This window comes from Patescibacteria group bacterium, from assembly GCA_020148145.1.
Taxonomy (GTDB): Bacteria; Patescibacteriota; Minisyncoccia; order Minisyncoccales; family JAHCRE01; genus JAHCRE01.
Window position 1 is genome coordinate 173,927 of record JAHCRE010000016.1, and the last position, 17,452, is coordinate 191,378.

General features: G+C 37.9%; 17 protein-coding genes. 1 reads left to right on the forward strand and 16 read right to left on the reverse strand.

The window, feature by feature from the left end:
* Window positions 1-85 precede the first annotated feature (85 nt).
* From KJA15_02920 to KJA15_02940, 5 genes are all read right to left on the reverse strand, one after another.
* Window positions 86-3,505 (reverse strand): peptidoglycan-binding protein, encoded by a 3,420-nt coding sequence (locus KJA15_02920; GenBank protein ID MBZ9572255.1) that lies wholly within the window; start codon window positions 3,503-3,505, stop codon window positions 86-88.
* A 175-nt stretch (window positions 3,506-3,680) separates the two neighbouring features.
* Entirely contained in the window at window positions 3,681-4,400 is a 720-nt protein-coding gene (locus tag KJA15_02925; protein MBZ9572256.1) for a hypothetical protein, read from the reverse strand.
* A 175-nt stretch (window positions 4,401-4,575) separates the two neighbouring features.
* A complete protein-coding gene (locus KJA15_02930) occupies window positions 4,576-5,076 on the reverse strand; it encodes an RNA polymerase sigma factor (GenBank protein MBZ9572257.1) in 501 nt (166 codons plus the stop codon).
* Between the two features lie 27 nt (window positions 5,077-5,103).
* Window positions 5,104-5,697 (reverse strand): DeoR/GlpR transcriptional regulator, encoded by a 594-nt coding sequence (locus KJA15_02935; protein ID MBZ9572258.1) that lies wholly within the window; start codon window positions 5,695-5,697, stop codon window positions 5,104-5,106.
* Window positions 5,698-6,157: 460 nt separating this feature from the next.
* A complete protein-coding gene (locus KJA15_02940) occupies window positions 6,158-6,700 on the reverse strand; it encodes a hypothetical protein (protein ID MBZ9572259.1) in 543 nt (180 codons plus the stop codon).
* A gap of 113 nt (window positions 6,701-6,813) precedes the next feature.
* Here KJA15_02940 and KJA15_02945 point away from each other — a divergent pair, with 113 nt between their 5' ends.
* Entirely contained in the window at window positions 6,814-7,095 is a 282-nt protein-coding gene (locus KJA15_02945) for a hypothetical protein (protein MBZ9572260.1), read from the forward strand.
* 626 nt (window positions 7,096-7,721) lie between these two features.
* On the opposite strand, the gene KJA15_02950 is transcribed toward KJA15_02945, so the two are convergent.
* From KJA15_02950 to KJA15_03000, 11 genes are all read right to left on the reverse strand, one after another.
* Window positions 7,722-8,228, reverse strand: a complete 507-nt coding sequence (locus KJA15_02950; GenBank protein MBZ9572261.1) for a hypothetical protein — start codon at window positions 8,226-8,228, stop codon at window positions 7,722-7,724.
* A gap of 103 nt (window positions 8,229-8,331) precedes the next feature.
* A complete protein-coding gene (locus tag KJA15_02955) occupies window positions 8,332-9,072 on the reverse strand; it encodes a hypothetical protein (GenBank protein ID MBZ9572262.1) in 741 nt (246 codons plus the stop codon).
* Window positions 9,073-9,185: 113 nt separating this feature from the next.
* Window positions 9,186-10,457 carry a restriction endonuclease gene (locus KJA15_02960; protein MBZ9572263.1) on the reverse strand — a complete coding sequence of 424 codons (1,272 nt, stop codon included), beginning with the start codon at window positions 10,455-10,457 and terminating at the stop codon, window positions 9,186-9,188.
* A gap of 468 nt (window positions 10,458-10,925) precedes the next feature.
* The gene (locus tag KJA15_02965; protein ID MBZ9572264.1) at window positions 10,926-11,267 is read right to left on the reverse strand and encodes a hypothetical protein; all 342 of its coding nucleotides are present in this window, start codon (window positions 11,265-11,267) and stop codon (window positions 10,926-10,928) included.
* A gap of 179 nt (window positions 11,268-11,446) precedes the next feature.
* Window positions 11,447-11,701, reverse strand: a complete 255-nt coding sequence (locus KJA15_02970; GenBank protein ID MBZ9572265.1) for a hypothetical protein — start codon at window positions 11,699-11,701, stop codon at window positions 11,447-11,449.
* A gap of 140 nt (window positions 11,702-11,841) precedes the next feature.
* Window positions 11,842-12,120 carry a hypothetical protein gene (locus tag KJA15_02975; GenBank protein MBZ9572266.1) on the reverse strand — a complete coding sequence of 93 codons (279 nt, stop codon included), beginning with the start codon at window positions 12,118-12,120 and terminating at the stop codon, window positions 11,842-11,844.
* Between the two features lie 142 nt (window positions 12,121-12,262).
* A complete protein-coding gene (locus KJA15_02980; protein MBZ9572267.1) occupies window positions 12,263-12,577 on the reverse strand; it encodes a hypothetical protein in 315 nt (104 codons plus the stop codon).
* 444 nt (window positions 12,578-13,021) lie between these two features.
* Window positions 13,022-13,786, reverse strand: a complete 765-nt coding sequence (locus KJA15_02985; GenBank protein ID MBZ9572268.1) for a hypothetical protein — start codon at window positions 13,784-13,786, stop codon at window positions 13,022-13,024.
* A 206-nt stretch (window positions 13,787-13,992) separates the two neighbouring features.
* Complete coding sequence (locus KJA15_02990; protein MBZ9572269.1) at window positions 13,993-14,598, reverse strand: hypothetical protein; 606 nt, start codon at window positions 14,596-14,598, stop codon at window positions 13,993-13,995.
* A gap of 215 nt (window positions 14,599-14,813) precedes the next feature.
* A complete protein-coding gene (locus tag KJA15_02995) occupies window positions 14,814-15,050 on the reverse strand; it encodes a hypothetical protein (protein ID MBZ9572270.1) in 237 nt (78 codons plus the stop codon).
* A 129-nt stretch (window positions 15,051-15,179) separates the two neighbouring features.
* The gene (locus tag KJA15_03000) at window positions 15,180-17,114 is read right to left on the reverse strand and encodes a PKD domain-containing protein (GenBank protein MBZ9572271.1); all 1,935 of its coding nucleotides are present in this window, start codon (window positions 17,112-17,114) and stop codon (window positions 15,180-15,182) included.
* Window positions 17,115-17,452 lie beyond the last annotated feature (338 nt).

Below are 17,452 nucleotides of genomic sequence, written 5' to 3' on the forward strand. Positions count from 1 at the left end.
AGCCGGCTTGCCCGCCTAAGTTTTACCGAAGGTAAAATTTGGGCGAGTCCATTTCAAGAACAAAACTTTGGATTTCAACTAAGATTTACTCAGGATTGACGAATGAACCTGCGAAAATATCGCCACGGAAGACGATTACACCTTCAGAAAGATTTCCTTCACCATCAATACCAAACTTACAATTAGCGTTATTACCATCATCTAACCAGAGTTGAAGAGTATCACCATTGGCTTCAAAGTCAGTGGTATCACCGTAAACTTTCAGTTGCTTGGTTAGACCAGCAGGAACAGTAAAAGCATTAGTGGAACCAGTATTATCCTCAAAGAGGAAAGTTACACTACCACTAGTATTCAACTGGTCATCCTCTACAGTAACTGAAGAAAGCTGAGTACCATCTCCATCCTTCAAATACCAAGTACTAGAGCTTCCATCACTATTGGATGCATAAGCATTAATCTGTACGATTAGCTGATTTGAATCAGTATCTTCAAAGGTAATATCCTCAGTATCTTCAGCAGTTACGTCAAAGGTAGCCAATAAGGTCTGTGAGCTAGGTATCAAGTTACCGGAAGGTGAAGCAGAGTTAACAGCAAAGTATGGCCTGCTTTCGAAGGCATACATCGTATTACCAGCAACACTATCATCTGAATTGGCTTCTGCACCTGAGGCTAAACCAGTGGATTCAATGATATAAGTGCTTCCATCAAAACCTACTTGAACGTCACCGTCGTCAGTCAAGGTTAAACCATAACCAACTTGGTTCAGCAAACCTTTCACCGTAAGTTCAACATGGCCGTTAGCTGGAACAGTTACTGTACCATCACTAATAGCTACATAATTAGTTGTGCCTCCCTGAGCTGTCTGAATTGGAGTATCAGCTGAAACTCCATCAGAACGAGCACTGCTGTAGAAGTAGTAAGTATTTACATAATTACCACCTGTAACACTGATATATATACTATCCAAATCTAGGTCTTCTATCTCGGTAGCAGCTAACCTAAAGACAGCCAAAGTAGATGTCTTTTGACCAATGATTATGTCAGAAGTAGGCGAAGAAGCATCCTTAGTAACGGTTAATTCACCACTGGCTTTTACGGTCATTCCCTGACCAGGACCAGATGGAGTAACAGTAATACTCGCTCCAGTGTCAGCACCTGTAGCTGTTACAGCAGAAATGTCAATCGTGTGAATATCATCAGTGGTTGCCCCAGTAGAAAGATCACCAACAAAGGCAATCTTTATATAGGTTCCTTTTGGAACAGTAATGGTCTGAGTTAAACTGAAAGCTTGGGAACCACTACCAGCGGCTGTTGGGAACTCTGTGTCACTAACTTTGGTTTCATAGATGTCGCCTCTTGCACTATTCTCTGTAGTTAAATCAGCCCAGATTTCGCAGTTATCAATATCAACAAATCCTCCTGTGCCAGTCCCTGTTCTGGTGTCAGTAACTGTTATGGAAGTAACATTGACATCTTCACCAGAGGTACCAGCACTGAGAGAACCAGTCATCCAAACAAAATCATGGATACCTTTGGCCACATTTCTAGCTTGTGGCTCGGTCAAAGTGGTAGCTAGCAAGGCTCCGGCAGCTACTGTCTGACGATTTCCCTCAATCGCAGTAGTAGGTGATGGGGTTATTGACTCATTAGTGGTCATTCCCTTAGCCGTAATGTCAGAGTCAGGAGTGTCAATACCAGTTTCTACATAGTCATCAGTTTCGCAGGCAGAGGCAATCTTTGCCTTTACTGTATATTGGTGAGTACCAACTGGAACAATAAAGGTGTCAGTGAAGTCTACATCATTAGTATCAGCAGCGTCTTTGGGTCCACAAACAATGCCTCCATCTTCATCATAAACTTTTATATTGGTCAACTCGTCATAAGTCATACTACCAAAATCAAAGTCAATATGAAGGGCTGAAATCTTAACTTCCTCACCCCGAGCATAAAAGTCAAAAACAGTCAATTCCTGATCACTAGATGGAGCAATATTACCTGTAGCTGGAGTGTCTGCTGATATGGAAATAGTCAAGGATCCTTCCTGGATGTTTTGGTCAGTTCCTTTACCAGTTCCTGTACCTAGCCAAGTACCGCTGGAAGGAGTGATATAAAAGCCGTAGGTGTTACCCTTCACGGTCATTAAAACATCACTGCCATCAACTAAGTCAGCATTAATAGTTAGACCAGAACCACCAACTATATCTAACATCACCTTGAACCTATGGGTTTCTCCTTTGTCAACCACAATGTCTAAATCGGGCCAACTGGCTTTACCTTCTGAATTCCAGCTAGCAACGGTACCTAAGCTCTTGCTGTCGGTGACACTGTAGAGTTCAATGTCAGTGGTATCATCCAAAGCAGCAGTTCCAGCTTCCATCACGGTAATTTGCTCAATAGTGATGGCTTCCGTTGAACCTGCACTTACTTTAAAGGCAAGTACCTTAACATCGGTATCTCCAATATCTGGTGTGGAATCAACAGTAGTCTCTTCATCTACATCGGCTGAACCAATAGTTATGCTTACAAAAGTCATTGTATTCCCAGTTACTGGGAAACTACCAGTAATCTCTGAAGCATCAGAAGTTATGTCGTCAGCTGAACCAATACCCAAAGCTGCTGTGTTACCAGCAGGAGCAGTAGTAGTAGACTCAACGACTCCAGCTCTAATGTAAAAACTCCTACTTGTTCCGGCTGAAATTACTAAATTCGGAACAAAAGTAATCATTGCTCGGTTATCAACATTCAAGCTGCCAAGACTACCGTGATAAACCCCGGTACTAACATCAACAATTTTAATGTTCTCTATGGCAGAATTAGATGATAAACCTGAGCGAGTTACATAGATCTTGGAGATAGAAACATCCCCTTCAGAACCAGCTGTCAGAGTAAACTTAGTGAAGTTGGCATTGGCGTTATTAGCCACACTGGCTGCAGCTGAAGTGTCAGCAGCTAAAGCAACACCCAAACCAGCAGCAACTGGAGGAACTTCCTCTTTAACACATTCTTCTGCTGTACAGACATAACCTGTTGGGCAATCAGCATCAGTGGTACATTCTACTGGAATAGCACACAAATCATCATAGGCAGCCTGAGATTTAGGACCAAAGTAGCCCCACCAATCTCCGTATTCTACACCATTGGCATCTTGCCAGGCCTTAACGGCTGCCCGGGTAAGAGGACCAAAGTATGTGGTCTCTGAACCAGGTGAACCAGGACCGGAGTCAGCCAAGGTGTAACCCGTGTCGTTCAAGTATTCCTGCAAACACTTTACATCATCTCCACTCATCTCAGGATAGAGATTCCGAGTAAAGGTACAAGGACAAACACCAGGTGGAGCTTCTCCTTTAAGGTCTGCTAATTGGGACTGCAAAGATGATAATTGCGCCAACAGAGCAGCAATTTGAGCCTCTAATTCCTCAATGGTTACAGCCATAACCGGACTTACAGCCCAAACTAAAACAGTTAAAACCGTGGCAATCGATACAATCTTTTTTAATAAACTCATTTTTCTCTTTTTTAATTTTTATTTAATTTTTGTCGCGTCGACCTTGATCTCGCGACCTTACGTATTAGTCACGAGTTTATCCCGTACCTCCTCCACCAAATTTTGGCTGGGGGATGGTGTGGGGTCACGACTTTCTAATTTTTTAATATAAATGATAATTGATAGTTAAGCAACTTTATTCCTGTGGATAACTCAAGAACAGGATTTTTTCAAGGGCCTGCCCAAAATCTCCGACTTCAGAATCTTCTTTCGCTTCTTCAAAAAGTTTTAGCTGTTCATCGGTTAAAGTCTGATTTTCCAAATCCTTAATAAGAAGTTCAGCTATTGGTTCATATAGATCTTCTGGCTCTCTATCTTCACCAATTACTATTCCATGAGATTTTAAATTTTGAATATTTCCTTCTAATTTTTTAATCTCAGGAACTATTTTCCGAGCCTCTTCGGGTTCTCTTATTTTAGCTAAATTTTTAGCCGCCTCGGAGACATTGGCCTGATACTCTTCAATGGCTGGAGCCAATTTTTTAATCTGGTTTGTTTCAGTAATTCTGATTAATTCCTCTAATCTTTTGTTGGCAAATTCAAGTTGAACTCTTGGTTTTTCCTCTCGGGAAACAAAAATTGCCCGGGTTTTTTCAGCAATCTTTTTTAGAGGGAAAATAAAGTCACCGGGCAAAGAATTTTTGGCAAAAACAAAAGTTCCAATTAAAACTCCCAGAACAACCAAAGTAGCCAAGGCAGGTTTGTATTGAGCCCCCCACCTTAGAAAAACAGAGAACAGTTCTCTGTAACTTGGCTGTTCGCCTAAAATTTCCTTTTTAGTCAAAACAACCCAGTCTTTTCTGGGTCGAATCTGGCGAAGTTTTCGAATTTTGCCAATGAGTTCTTTTTCAGTCATCCTAATAAGTATGACGGAAAAAATAGCCCTTTTATTACACCCCGTTAGAAAATTTTTCTAACGGGGTTACAGTAAATTTACCCGGTAGAGCAACTTCGACTTTCCCTTCCCAATAATTCTTGAATTCTCAGTCATACTTTGTGTTTTTCTTTTAGAAAAACACCTGTCGAAGTTGTCATACTGGGTTTAACTTATTTTTTAGGGCTTTTAAGGCCCGGTGGAGCATCACTCTCACCGCTCCTTCCGATTTATCTAGGATTTTAGCAATCTCTGGGATAGATAAATCATCTAAATACCGATAAATAATCACATCTTGGTAGTCCTCTTTTAGGTTAGCAAGAACCAGCCTGATCTGTTTAAGATCCGAGTTTAAGTAAGCTTCTTCTTCCAGATTTACCCGAGGATCAATTATTCGGATATTTTCAGTCGAAACTATCCGGGCTTTGTCTCTTTCTCGATAAAAATCAACTATCAAATTCCGGGCAATTTGATATAAGAAGGCTGGTGGGTTTTCAATTTCCCTTTGATTTTTAAAGGCCCTCCAGCCCCGTAAAAAGGTCTCCGAACATAAATCTTCGGCGATTTCCTGAGAACTCACCTTCAAAAAAATAAAACGATATATTTTATTTATATACTCGTCATATATCTTACTGAAAATTTTCCGTGAATTTGCCATAACATTAGGTTAGGACATAATGTCCTATCATTGTCCGAACTCATACATATATCTATCCTCCCCTTTTAGTCGATAAAAAGTATAGTTTCTCTCCCCTATTCTTTCAATTAAGCCTTGCTCTAAAAGAGAACGGAAATCTCTTCTTAAAGTTCTCTTGCTTACATCAGGAAAAACTTGAACCAACTCCCCAACCTGCACTTTTCCCCTTTCTTTTAGAATCGCCAAGATTTTTTGATGTCTACCAGAAACCTCCGGAGGAAGGCTTATTTCTGGACTAACTTTTTCTTCTTTAAATGTTTCTTTTTTTTCTGCTTCTTTCAACTTTTCTATTTCACCCCCTATCTTACTATATTCTTCCTGAACCTCCAAGATGTCATAGGGGCTGACCCAATTTTGGGCCTTAGCTACTTCAAGAAAACTATCTAAAATTTCGAGATTTCTTCCGGTTTCAGCGATTAAATTTTTAGGACTATGAGAATCACCCCTAAGAATTGAAATTAAATTGGCTAAAATTTCATCAGCCAATCCTCTTACTTTATACCTCAAAGCTTCTTTTTTAGGAAAGAGTAAAGTTAGCCGATAAAGATTTGATGTAAGTTGGATAAAATATTCTTTATCCATAATCCACAATTAACAGTTTAAAATACTATACCAAAAGTCGCTCCGCTTTTCCAGCCCAGAGGGCTGGCCCCCGCCCTTTAGAAGAAAGGGCGGGGTTCGCTCCGCTCTTTAGACACCTCTCGGTTTCTAACGGTCGCCTAGGACGACCTGTTTTCCTACACAGAGCGATACCCAATCTCCCCGACCCCCTCTGTGCTTTTTGCTAAAATAAATTTTACCAAAAATAAAAACCTGTTGCAACAGAACTTTGCAACAGAACTTTAATTTCTCACTTCGCTCGAAATTAAAAAAAGAGGTCAAAATACTCTACAAGTATGGTAGTAGTCACCCTAAAATCACTACAACCACCGCGCCTCTTATGTTTCTTTGTTCCACGGCTTACTTTCTCGTCTTTGCGAATTGCACGGTGAAGGAGGTCAAAAAATTCCTTCTTTTGTGGGTGTTCCTGTTTCATAAATAATTACTCTTTTATTTCAGGATGCGTGCCTAAATAATAATCTCTTAGGGGTATAGCACCCGCTCTTAAAATTTGTCCAAAATCTATTCCTTTATTGAAGGCATAAGTTTTTATCGAGGCAAATGGTTCATAATCTACTAAACTATCCATTAAGCTTCTCGCATTTTCTTGAATATCATATTTTGTTTTATTAGGATACACTGATAATTTTCTTGCAAGATTATCTTTTTCTCTTTCAAAAATATCATCAAAACCACTTTCTCTTAATAAAGTTTTACCGAACTCTGTAAGGGTCAATCGGCTACCTGTTTTATAAATTTTACTATCTATAAATTTCTGAGCATTAACCTTAAACTCTAATAATTTATCTACATCACTTCTTAATTTTTCAATTTTAGTGCAAGCTTTATCTTTTTCTTGAATCAAATTATCCACCTTTTCTTTATATCTTCCTATAGTAATAGAGGCGGTGATTGCTCCTATAACTGCCGCGATAATTAAATTTATTATAAAAATTATTATTATTACCAAAGTATCTGAAATCATAATGGCTTTGTTTTTATTTTAGTCTATTATACCTACATCTTAACAAATATCAAAAAAGTTGTTAAGGTGCAAATATAAAGGTCGAATTATAAATAATAATCTTTAAAAGTAATATGAATAGAAAAATCCCCCCTATAGCTAAAAGTTTTACTCTACGTCAATTCACTATTATAAAACCCACAAATCAGAAGATGGTTGATGTAAGATTTTTTGATGGTAAAAACCCTTTTAAATCAAAATGTATAGGCGGTATCTCGCTCTCACCTCAACTCTTTATCTCCTTTATCAGTATGTTTCTGAAGTTTTCTAAAGAAAATCGGGCATTCTTTGAAGGTGTAAAAGTTCCAAGAGATTTAGGCAAACTTTCCAGCCCTGACGAATTCCCTTCTGAATAAGAAGTTAGGTGCTTTTCATTGCCTAAATATATTTGATTTTTGAGTGTTTTTTTTCATAATTTTTACTTGTTGTGAAGATATACTCGCCAGAGGGCTGGCCCCCGCCCTTTTGAAGAAAGGGCGGGGTTCGCTCCGCTCTTTAGACACCTCTCGGTTTCTAATGGTCGCCTAGGACGACCTGTTTTCCTACACAGAGCGATACCCAATCTCCCCGACCCCCTCTGTGCTTTTTGCTAAAATAAATTTTACCAAAAAATAAAAAAGAGGTCAAAACACCTTTTTCAACAAGGTAACAGTCACCTTTCAGTTTAATAGCAAAATTGGATTTGGCACGATTTTGATCAAATTAGCTTCAAATTTTAACAGGGTGACAGTCACCTAGTCAGTGGCAACTAATCACCGAGAAATATTGTTCCTTCTTCCCCATCTTGGTGTCCTACTCCTCCCTGAGCCTGGATGATTCCTTGAAAATCGCTGGATTGGTAATAAATCGCAATCCTTCCGCCGAATCGTGGACGACATTAGAACCTATTGGATGATTGCGAAAGAGGTTGTTTCTATACCAAATTATAGTTAGTGAGGTGAGGGACGGACGATGTTAGAACCTGTTTGGTTCGGTAAAAGTTTTAATCTTTCCGTCCCACAACTATATAAACCGTGTCTGCTTGTAGTGATCCTCCGATTGAACTTGGTTTAACCTCACCAGAACGCAAGTCTATACCAACTTCGTTAAAGGTTTGACTAATTAAATTTACAACTGAATCCATATTTTTTCCTGTTACAAAAATCTTAAGAAAACCTGTATAGTCATTTAAAGAAGTTTGATTTGTTGGAAGGACATTCCATCCAGCATCTTTAAACACCGAAGCAATCTCCTCTGCAAAATCTAAACTCTCTCCGTCCAAAAGACGACTTACCAGACCTACTTTACCTTTCTTTTTTGATAAGGTAACGGTAAGCTGATTTTTTTGACTAATTGATAAATGTCTTGGTTGAACTTTTTTTAGTTCTTGTTGAAATTCTTTTTCTATCTTTTTATTAATATAAATCTGACCAATTGTTCCAATTGCTGAAAGAATTATCCCAAGAATTATTAATCCATTAAAGATTGTTTGGAGATTATTAGCAGTCATAAATTTCTTAGTTTCTTATAAAAATTTAGCGGTTCCGAGGGACGGACGACATTAGAACCTATTTTATGGCCAAAAAAAGGTTAATTAAGATACCGAGTCATACTTAAAATAATCGGTCAACCATCTCAGCAGATTCATCTTGCCCTCCTTTAACTTTTATAATCATCCCGAATGATTTATTTTTAGGCATTTTTATCCAGTTTTTAGCCAAAAACCAAGCCGCTCCGCTTGTTCCCCACTCTCCAAGACCAGCAACAGCAATCCATACCCTATTTGGAAAATTCTTCGGTATAATCTTTATAATGAAAGCATAATCATAAGTGCCATCTATTGAGAATTTCTTTTCTTCATTTTTTTTAGTAATAATAGCCATCTCGGGGCCACTTGCATCAAAATCATAAAACACATTCTCTTCGTTTTGTAAAACATCTTTTGTTTTTAAATTGTTTAAACCGCCAATTGAACAAAATGATATATCTAACTTATCCTCTATTTCTTCGTCAGAAATCAACTTCGGCGAAATATGAACAATTTTCCCGAAGGTTTCGGAAAGATATTTCACAGACCTTGTTTCTGCAAAAGAAACAACCGAAGATACTCTAAAACCACTGCCAGATTTATGATAATAAGGCCATTTTCTAATATCGCCCTTTTCATCGTAACAAGGTAAAAGCCTCATTTGGCCGTAAGTTAGGATAAAATTATCTATTGAATCTTTCCCAAATACACCTTTAAAACTACATTTATAATATCTTTTTTTAATTTCTGAATAAATCCAACCAAAAACTAAAACCGCGGCACCGCCAATGATGTTGTATATAATTTGTTCCAAATGATCATTCATAAATACTCTCTAACTTTTTTCAGTTTATCATTTTTTATCCGAAAAACAAGCTGGTTTAAAATAAAAATTGCCCAGCGATGGGCTTTTCTGTTTTTGCTATATACTTATCTTTACTACATTATCGGCTTTTTCTTTTCCAGTAAATCTTTAATCGTTATTAATTTTATCTCTAACCCTTCTTTATTTTTAATCCGCGCTGCTTCCTCATAAGCACCTTTAGTAAAACTAAAAGCTACAATATAACCCTTTTTATAGCCCGCTCTTTTAAGTGCGGTTTCAAAATTATCTACAACATTACGTCCCGCCTTATCAGATTGTTTTACTTGTATCCCTGCTCCTTCGGGAATAAAAATATTTCCTTTAATATAATACCCATCTAATCCCATATCTCCAACTTTCTTTCTACTTGATTTTGCTCTCATCTTATCTATTATCACCCAGTTTTGAAATTCAAATGGCTCTAACTTCTTTACTTCCTTTACAGTAGTCGGCATACCAACAACAATATAATTAACGCCCTCCGTAGTTCCTAAAGTTCGTTTTAATCGTCTCTGCATTATTTTAATTGCAGTTGGTGAGATATCTATTCCTATCCACTTTCTTCCTAATCGTTGAGCTACCGCTACAGTTGTGCCACAGCCACAGAAAGCATCTAAAACTACATCGCCCTTACTTGAGGATATTTTTATTATTCTTTCCAAAAGAGCTTCTGGCTTTTGGGTAGGATAACCTTCTCGTTCTTTAGAAGTTGGTTGTATATGCTGTATTTCCCATACATCATGCAAAGGAACCCCTACATTTTCTTTCCCCCTTTTTATGTAATTTCCCTTCTCATCCTTCAATCTCTGAAGTTTGCCATTAATAACAGCCCTAATAGTATCCTCAATTACTTCAGGTTTAGAGTAAGGCTGATACTGAATATTAAATGTATAATCTTTTGACTTCGAATAGAATAAAATTGTATCGTGCATTCTTTGATAACTTTTAGAAACATTGCTCCATCTTTTATACCACCAAATAATCTCATTCCTAAAATTCTTTTTATCAAATATTTCATCTAACATAATCCTTATATGAGCGTTAGCGTGCCAGTCGCAATGTAAATAAAAAGAACCTGTAGGTTTTAAGGCTTCATACATTACTTGGACCCTTGGTTTTAACCAACCAATATAGTGTTCTATTCCTCCTTCCCACCTATCTTTATAACTTCTAACTTCAGCCTCGTCGCCCCAGACAATTTCGTACTGTTTGTGAGTAAAAAATGGAGGGTCGATATAAATTAAATCCACGCTCTCTTTTGGGAATTTAGCTACCTCCTCTAAATTATCACCACAAATAAGCTTATTAACTTGCCAGAGTTTATTTTGTTCCTTTTGTATAGCCATTTTTTATAGTCGAAATTTAGTTTTATCTACTTTCTATCTACTTTTAAGATAGCCCGATTTTTTGAAAAGTTCAAGGTAAAATAAAAGGGCGAAACCGATGGGATTTCGCCTGGCAATATTTTGAATAGAACGTAAAAGATCATAAAAGTGAATATTTCTATGAGTAGAGGCGCCACCAAAAAACTCCTCCAGCAACGAGGAGTAATAAAATAATGATTGAGATAACAATTTTTTTGTTCATATTTTTTAATTCTACAAGTTCAAAAATAAAAAAACAACCGCCAAGTATGTGGAAAACTTAATCTATTGGTTTACGAAATCAATGGGTTAAATCGATTTGGCTCTAGCTTATTTTATGTATTTGATAAGTTTAAGCCAACTTAATACCATTTTGGGCAAATGTCCTACCTATGTCCTACCTTTTAGGAGAGGGTTCAAATAAAAAAAGAAGGGCATTTGAATATGCCCTTAATGGGTTTTTAAAAGAGTGGGGCTGGATAGTTTTATTAGAAAGGTTGCAAGCTCCTCAGTAAATTTTGCGATTTCGTCTTCCTCAAGAGAGTCGCAAATGTAGATACCGTGTGGCCTAACCTCAAGCCTACAAGGTGGATCAAAATGGACCGCTATAATCATTTTAGATTGGTCTTTCCCTTCCCGTTTCATCTCGGCCCATTTGCCACGGATTCTTCTTGCTGTGCTCATAAGTAGCTCTAAACAGAAGATTTCTTCTCCAGGTTCCTCTCGCATCCCAAAGAACTTCTTTTTATCATCAATGCGGGTCATCCTATATATCCAAACTTCCATTCTCATCCCTCCTTTAATATCCTATATTATAGAAAATTAAATTGCGTTTGTCAATCAACCCCGAGAAAAACTACGAACCAGAATAAATTCGGTTCACGGCTTCGCTCTCGGGGCGGGGGCGGCGGAAATAAAAAAGACGCATTTCTGCGTCTATAAAAAATAATTAGATAAAATGTCATCGGTGATTATTCTTTGTAAACTCTGTAGCCCTTTCGAGCTCTATGATTAACCTTAAGGCCAATCGAATCACCAGTCTTAGCCTCTTCTATTTTCTCATGTTCGATTTCCATCGATTCAACTGTTTGGATAAAGTCAGTATCTATCCCTCCGACGATTCGAATACTATCTCCCAGCCTTAGAGTATCAACAAGTTCAAGCACTGCTACTCCTATCTTGGAATAATAATGACTAACTGTCCCAATCAATTTTTCTGTTTCGATTTCTATCACCTCCTTTTAAAAGAACAATATAGAAATATTAGCAAAATTAAAAAACTTGTCAAGTCAACCAAAACCCCGAGAAAAACACTCGGGGCGGAAATAAAAAAAAGAGGCAAAAATAAGAGAGTTGCCTCTATTGTCTATTTCCTAAATTTTAAAGAACTACGCAACTTTCTTATTATTGATAGAAATCTCCAGTATCTCCAATGATAGGAATATTCCCATTTCTGGATAGCCACTATTCCAAGATAGCAACCGAGAGCCCCAATTAGAGAAATTGCTGTTATCATCGCTGCAACATTAGCCCATAAAGCCAACGAGAGAAGAGACAAGACAAGCCATCCTATCGCACAGCACACTGCAAAGAAAATCAGATTAAGCATATTCTTAAAAAGAGCTTCTTCCCATGTATCACTCATTTCTATTCATCCCTCTTTCTTCAAGATAATAAAAAATTAATGCCTTGTCAAATCGGCGGCTCCCCAAGAAGGGGCGGGCGGAAATAAAAAAGAGACAAAAAATGGGGATTTGCCTCTTTAAGTCACAGGCTAGCCGTGGTTCTCAGTAGTATTCGCCAGTAAAGGGGTCTTTCCGTCCAAATCTGTGGTGCCAAACACCGCGACGCCAGATCTCTTGTAACTCTTCGCAATCCTCTTTTTCCTCTAACGAGATATCATGAATAACATGGTTTCTCTCGCTTGCTACCTCTATTTTTCCATTCCTATCTATGTGTACAATGTCTCCCTTCGTGCTAATGACAACTAGTTTTATTTCACCTTTCTCTTGTAATAACTTCTTCACGTTTTCGACTTGCCTCTGAGCCTTAGCACGGAACCCTGCATATTTATCTTCTTTTTCTTCTCTAAGTTCTTTCACCTCCTTTTATTTTTAAAGAACGGTTTGGAGGTTCAAGGAATTGCACCTTGATTAATCTCAACTTGAGACCTCCACAAAATAAAAAACTAGCTCCTCAGTCTGAGGATCTAGTTTGATTTTATTATTGATTAAGTTAGTATTCTAATTTTTCTAAATACAAACTCCCCAGACTAAGTTCTGCTAGTAAATTAACTGACATCATTTGTAAATTGTCTGAGAAGTTTCTCATATTACTAATTTTAGATGTTATATCAGAGAAGGTACCTTGTCAAGTCAAATCCAAAGAAAAACTCTCGGGGGCTGGCGGCTCCCCAGGGTGGACGTAATCAGAACTTGGTTTTGGGAGAGGTTTCCAACTCCAGAGATAGTAAAATTACCTACTACCACCCCATTTAAATAGGCGCCCAAACTACTCCTTTAAAACTTTGTGTTTTTTAACAATTTCTATTTTGCTACTTGTTTATAACAATCCTCCTTTATATATTCCCCGTATTTTTTACAACATTCCTCTCTTGCAATTTTGTGACAATTAAAAAGCGGGTAATTAGAAACAACAATGGAATACCCATGCTCGTCTTTTATACACCATTCTTCAGATGCTTCCTTAGCTTTCTCACAAATAGTTGTGTCTTTTTTTCTTTCAGCTAGATATCTATAGCACATTTCTCGGATCATTCCTCCAGGAAGGCCACCAGAACCACCAAAGTCTAGTCTTATTTTTCCACAAATGGTCGGATCTCCCTTCTTAATAGCTAAAGTGTTATAACATGAGGCTCTTTCTTCTAAAGAAACTTTTTCGCATGAGAACTCCTGCTCCGTCTCTCTTGCGATATGTGTAATACATAAGTTTTTATTCCAATTGGCACGAATACCAATAAGTATATTACAAAAACTTATATTTTTCGTTGAATAAGCCGCCTTTAATATAAATCCACTAAATCCACCACCGACAAAAAGCAAAACAAAAGCAATCCCGCATATTATAAAAAGTAATTGATAATTATTTATTTTTTTCGCTAAAAATTTTTTAGTAAGAACGAAAGCAATAATTTCTATTACATAAAGAGCAACCGATAAAATAAAGGAGGAGGCAAAACAAAAAAATTCAGTTGTTGGATCCCCGTAGCATACAAGTGCAGAATAAATCCAGCCAGAAAAGAAAAAAACCAGGGGTGGAATAATAAGGATTAAAAATGATTTTTTATTCATATTATGAAATTATATCACAAAACAAAACCCCAAGAAAAACTCTCGGGCGGCGGGCTTGCCATCCGAAGCCTTGGCGAAGGATGGCTCCCCTAGCTGGACGCGCCCGTCCGTAGTTCTCTTGTCCATCGAAGTTTTAACGAAGGTGGAAGCGAAGGAGGGATATTAGAATCTATTTAGTAGAAATATTTACTATTTAAGAATTACATTTACTGCCACTTTACTAAAAATTCATGATATTCGTCTCCTCGAAAAGGACATTTTGTTTCTTCACAGGTTGCCTTACTTCTAACTATCATCTCAACTACACTAGAGAAATACCCAATAAGAGCTTGACAATGAAGTGGATGAAGACGGAAATTTTTAAGCCTTAGAATTGCATATCTTTTTTCTTTATTGAGTTCTATTGTTTTAAGATCACCAACCGTAAAATGTCTTTTCCACATTTTTGGAGTTGCTTTAGCCATTCTCTCGAGCGAAACGAAAAACTTCATAAAAACTCTGATAATTAGAGAAGAAATTTTAGCTTCAAACCTCCCCATTTCTCTAAACTTTTCTTCGTTGAAATTAAAAAGTCTCTTAATGACTAAAAGGGTAATAGCCATTAATCCTATTGGGTAAAGATCCCTTGACCTTATTTCTTGGTATTTTATTGGATAACCAAGTTTTGCCATCGTATCTTCTAATTTCTTTAATCCTTCTTTTCCTTTTTCTTTGAGAACGAATTCTAATGTAGTTTTGAGTGGCTCCTCTTTTACTTCTCCTTCAATTTTCATTAATTCGTTAAATTCTTCTTTTGAAATTATTTGCTCCATAATTTTTCTTTATTAAAATACTATATTTTTATTTTAGCAAAGGTTTCCCCAAAAAACAAAAACCCCGAGACTACAACCCACCCAAGGACGGGGCGTTTCGCTCTGCGAAAGCGCCTCGCGTCCCGACCACATCCTCCCGCCTTCGGCGGGCCCCTAAACTCTCGGGCGGACGGCGGAAATAAAAAAGAGGGTAGATTTTTTAATACCACCCTTTTTCATTTTTCAGCTGGGCTAATTGCCAAGCTTACCTCTTGTTCGACAATCTGCGTTTTGAAATTCCACATTATTCGCTTGTTGCCTTTTTTAAAGACCCAAAGGTCTTCTCCATAGACAAAGACATATTCCCAGCCTTGCTCTTCTAGCTCTTTCCTGCTGATTTTCTTGCCTTTGGTCTTATTTCCCTCCTTTTTTCTTTGTAATCTTATCTTACCATACTGTAAAAAAAAGATCAAGTCTAAAAATAAACCCCGAGAAAAACTCTCGCCACGTCAGGCGTGGCGAGGGACGGGCTGCGGGGTGCTTGTTTTAAACTCTTCCGTAAGCAAACGAGTGTTCTAATTTGCTCTCATTTTTTAGTCATTTTAAAAAGGTGGAATCTCCCTCCACTCAGGAAGCTGCATCCCAATGCCCAGGGTCCTGGCTAGACTACAACCATAATCATCACTATCAGTAACTGTTAAGATTATATTGTAATTTCCGAGGGAAGAATAGGAATGAGTTGGGTTTTGATCGGTTGAGCTTTGACCATCTCCAAAATTCCAGAACCAACTTTTTGAAGAATCATGAAATTGACTCAGATCCGTAAATTGAATTACCTCTTTAGCGGTTGGATCTTCTGGTAACCAGTCGAAATCGGGCTCAGGAAAGGGGTGAGTCGTCTGAAAAGGGGTTCCTGGTCGAAGAGTAGTTTCACCAGGAGGATTGGGAGGATAAATCCAATCAGAAGGCTTATTGTCCCTGTCCCAGACTTTTAGGCTCCAATAATATGTTTTACCCCAGGAAAGTCTTTCCCCTGATTTCTGGAAAACATATGATGAAGCACTACTGAATATCCTTCCCGTCTCTGCTGCTAAAGATCTAAAGTCAGGATCGTCATCGACCTCAATTTTAAAGGCTGACTGACTATCTCCGGGATCATAAAATTCCCAATTAACCCTGACTGGAGGATGATCTGGATAACCTATATAGGGAGGACAGTAATCTGTAGAGTTAGGAGGAGTGACGAATAAATTGTGAGCTGTGGGCGGGCTGGGCGGGCCAGATTTTTCAATAGTGATTGTAGCTGAATCAAAGTCAGAAGAAACAAATTCTTCAACAATTTCCATCAAAGAGCTTCCCGTCAAGTTGCCGGTGACATCGGTTGATGGTTTGCTGCCGGAATATTCAAAATCAATCTGAAAATTTATCTTGTCGCCAGCACCTAAAGTAAACTTTATGGGCAAGGAAGTACTAATCGAAAAATTCTCCACATTCTGTAATAATTTAATTTCAATGTCAACGGGAAAAGAACCAAAGTTCCAGATAGAGTTATTAAAGGTTGAAACAGTGTTCTGACCAGCTGGTAAATAAACATCTTCTAATTCAAGGTCAAGGCCAGGAGCAAAACTTCTTTTAACCTGATCTATTGGTTCATCTAAACCTGTCCGGGGATGATTCTTCCAAATGGTGGTAATATAAAGTTTATAAAGTTGATTAGAGGGGATTTGATCAATATCAGGTATTTTATAGAAAAAAGAATAAGCCCGACCATTGTCGTCACGAAAAATAGGATCACCGCGTCCATCACGGGGAACAGGGCGAACTCCTGGTTCTTGGTTTAAATCTTTAACCAAGAATTTATAATGCCTAACTGCTGTTGAAGCATCTTGATACCATTTATCTCCATCTTTAATAATCTGAATATCAATATCGTAATCATCTCCGTCAACAGTTTCATTGTATCGAGTATTAGGATTCCGTAAATTAAAATAGGCATTATAGGCTGGACTGGCGCCTAATTCTGTACTCGTGGTAGAAAAAGCACCCGGATCTTGAACCCCGAGATATTTACCAGTACCATACCCTATTGTTACTAAGACATCGCTATAAGATAAATTCTCTAGTATTTGGCTGCAACTTGAATCAAGGCAAAGACTATAACGATAACTGGCATCAAGTAGGCTTAAGTTAACATTTCTTGTATCAGGAGAATCAATCTCATTAATAGTAGCGGTTTTGTCTTGTCTTAAAGTTTGGTAAGGATTAAGAGTAATAATTTCTGAATCGAAATCATGACGAAAGACAGCTTCGCGGTAACGGGCATGCCAAGTTCCAGCCAGATGAGAGTAAAAATCGGCGTCTTCTAATTTTAAATAAACAGTATTTGAAGAAAAATTCCGATAGGTACAAGTATTGCTGTAAGTGCCGTTGTATACTATTTTCTGGCTAGTATATTCACAACTAATTCCCGGAGGGGAAAAATCCGGACCATCGGCATAAATAATCGCTTTATAGTAATAATCTTCATTAGGCATCATATTACTATCAGACCAACCTAATCTGATCGGTTTCCAGAGATAACCTTCTGGTAAGTCTTGAATTATGCCTTTGGAGATTTCATATTTTGTCTCGTTTGGAAATAAATAACCAAGGCGTTGGATGGACCTGCCACGAATAACCCAATTAGTAAAAGAAGCTGCTCTTCCCCATCGCCCCTCGTAACCAAGAGTGGCTCTAAGTGCTTCGATTGGGTCATCTCCAGTATTTTTGACAGTATAACGAGCATAAAGTTCAGAGTGAGCAGTGGTATCAACCTTGGCAATCTTATCCCCTTCATAGTTGAATCTACTGGGTAGACTGCCACCATACCATTTGG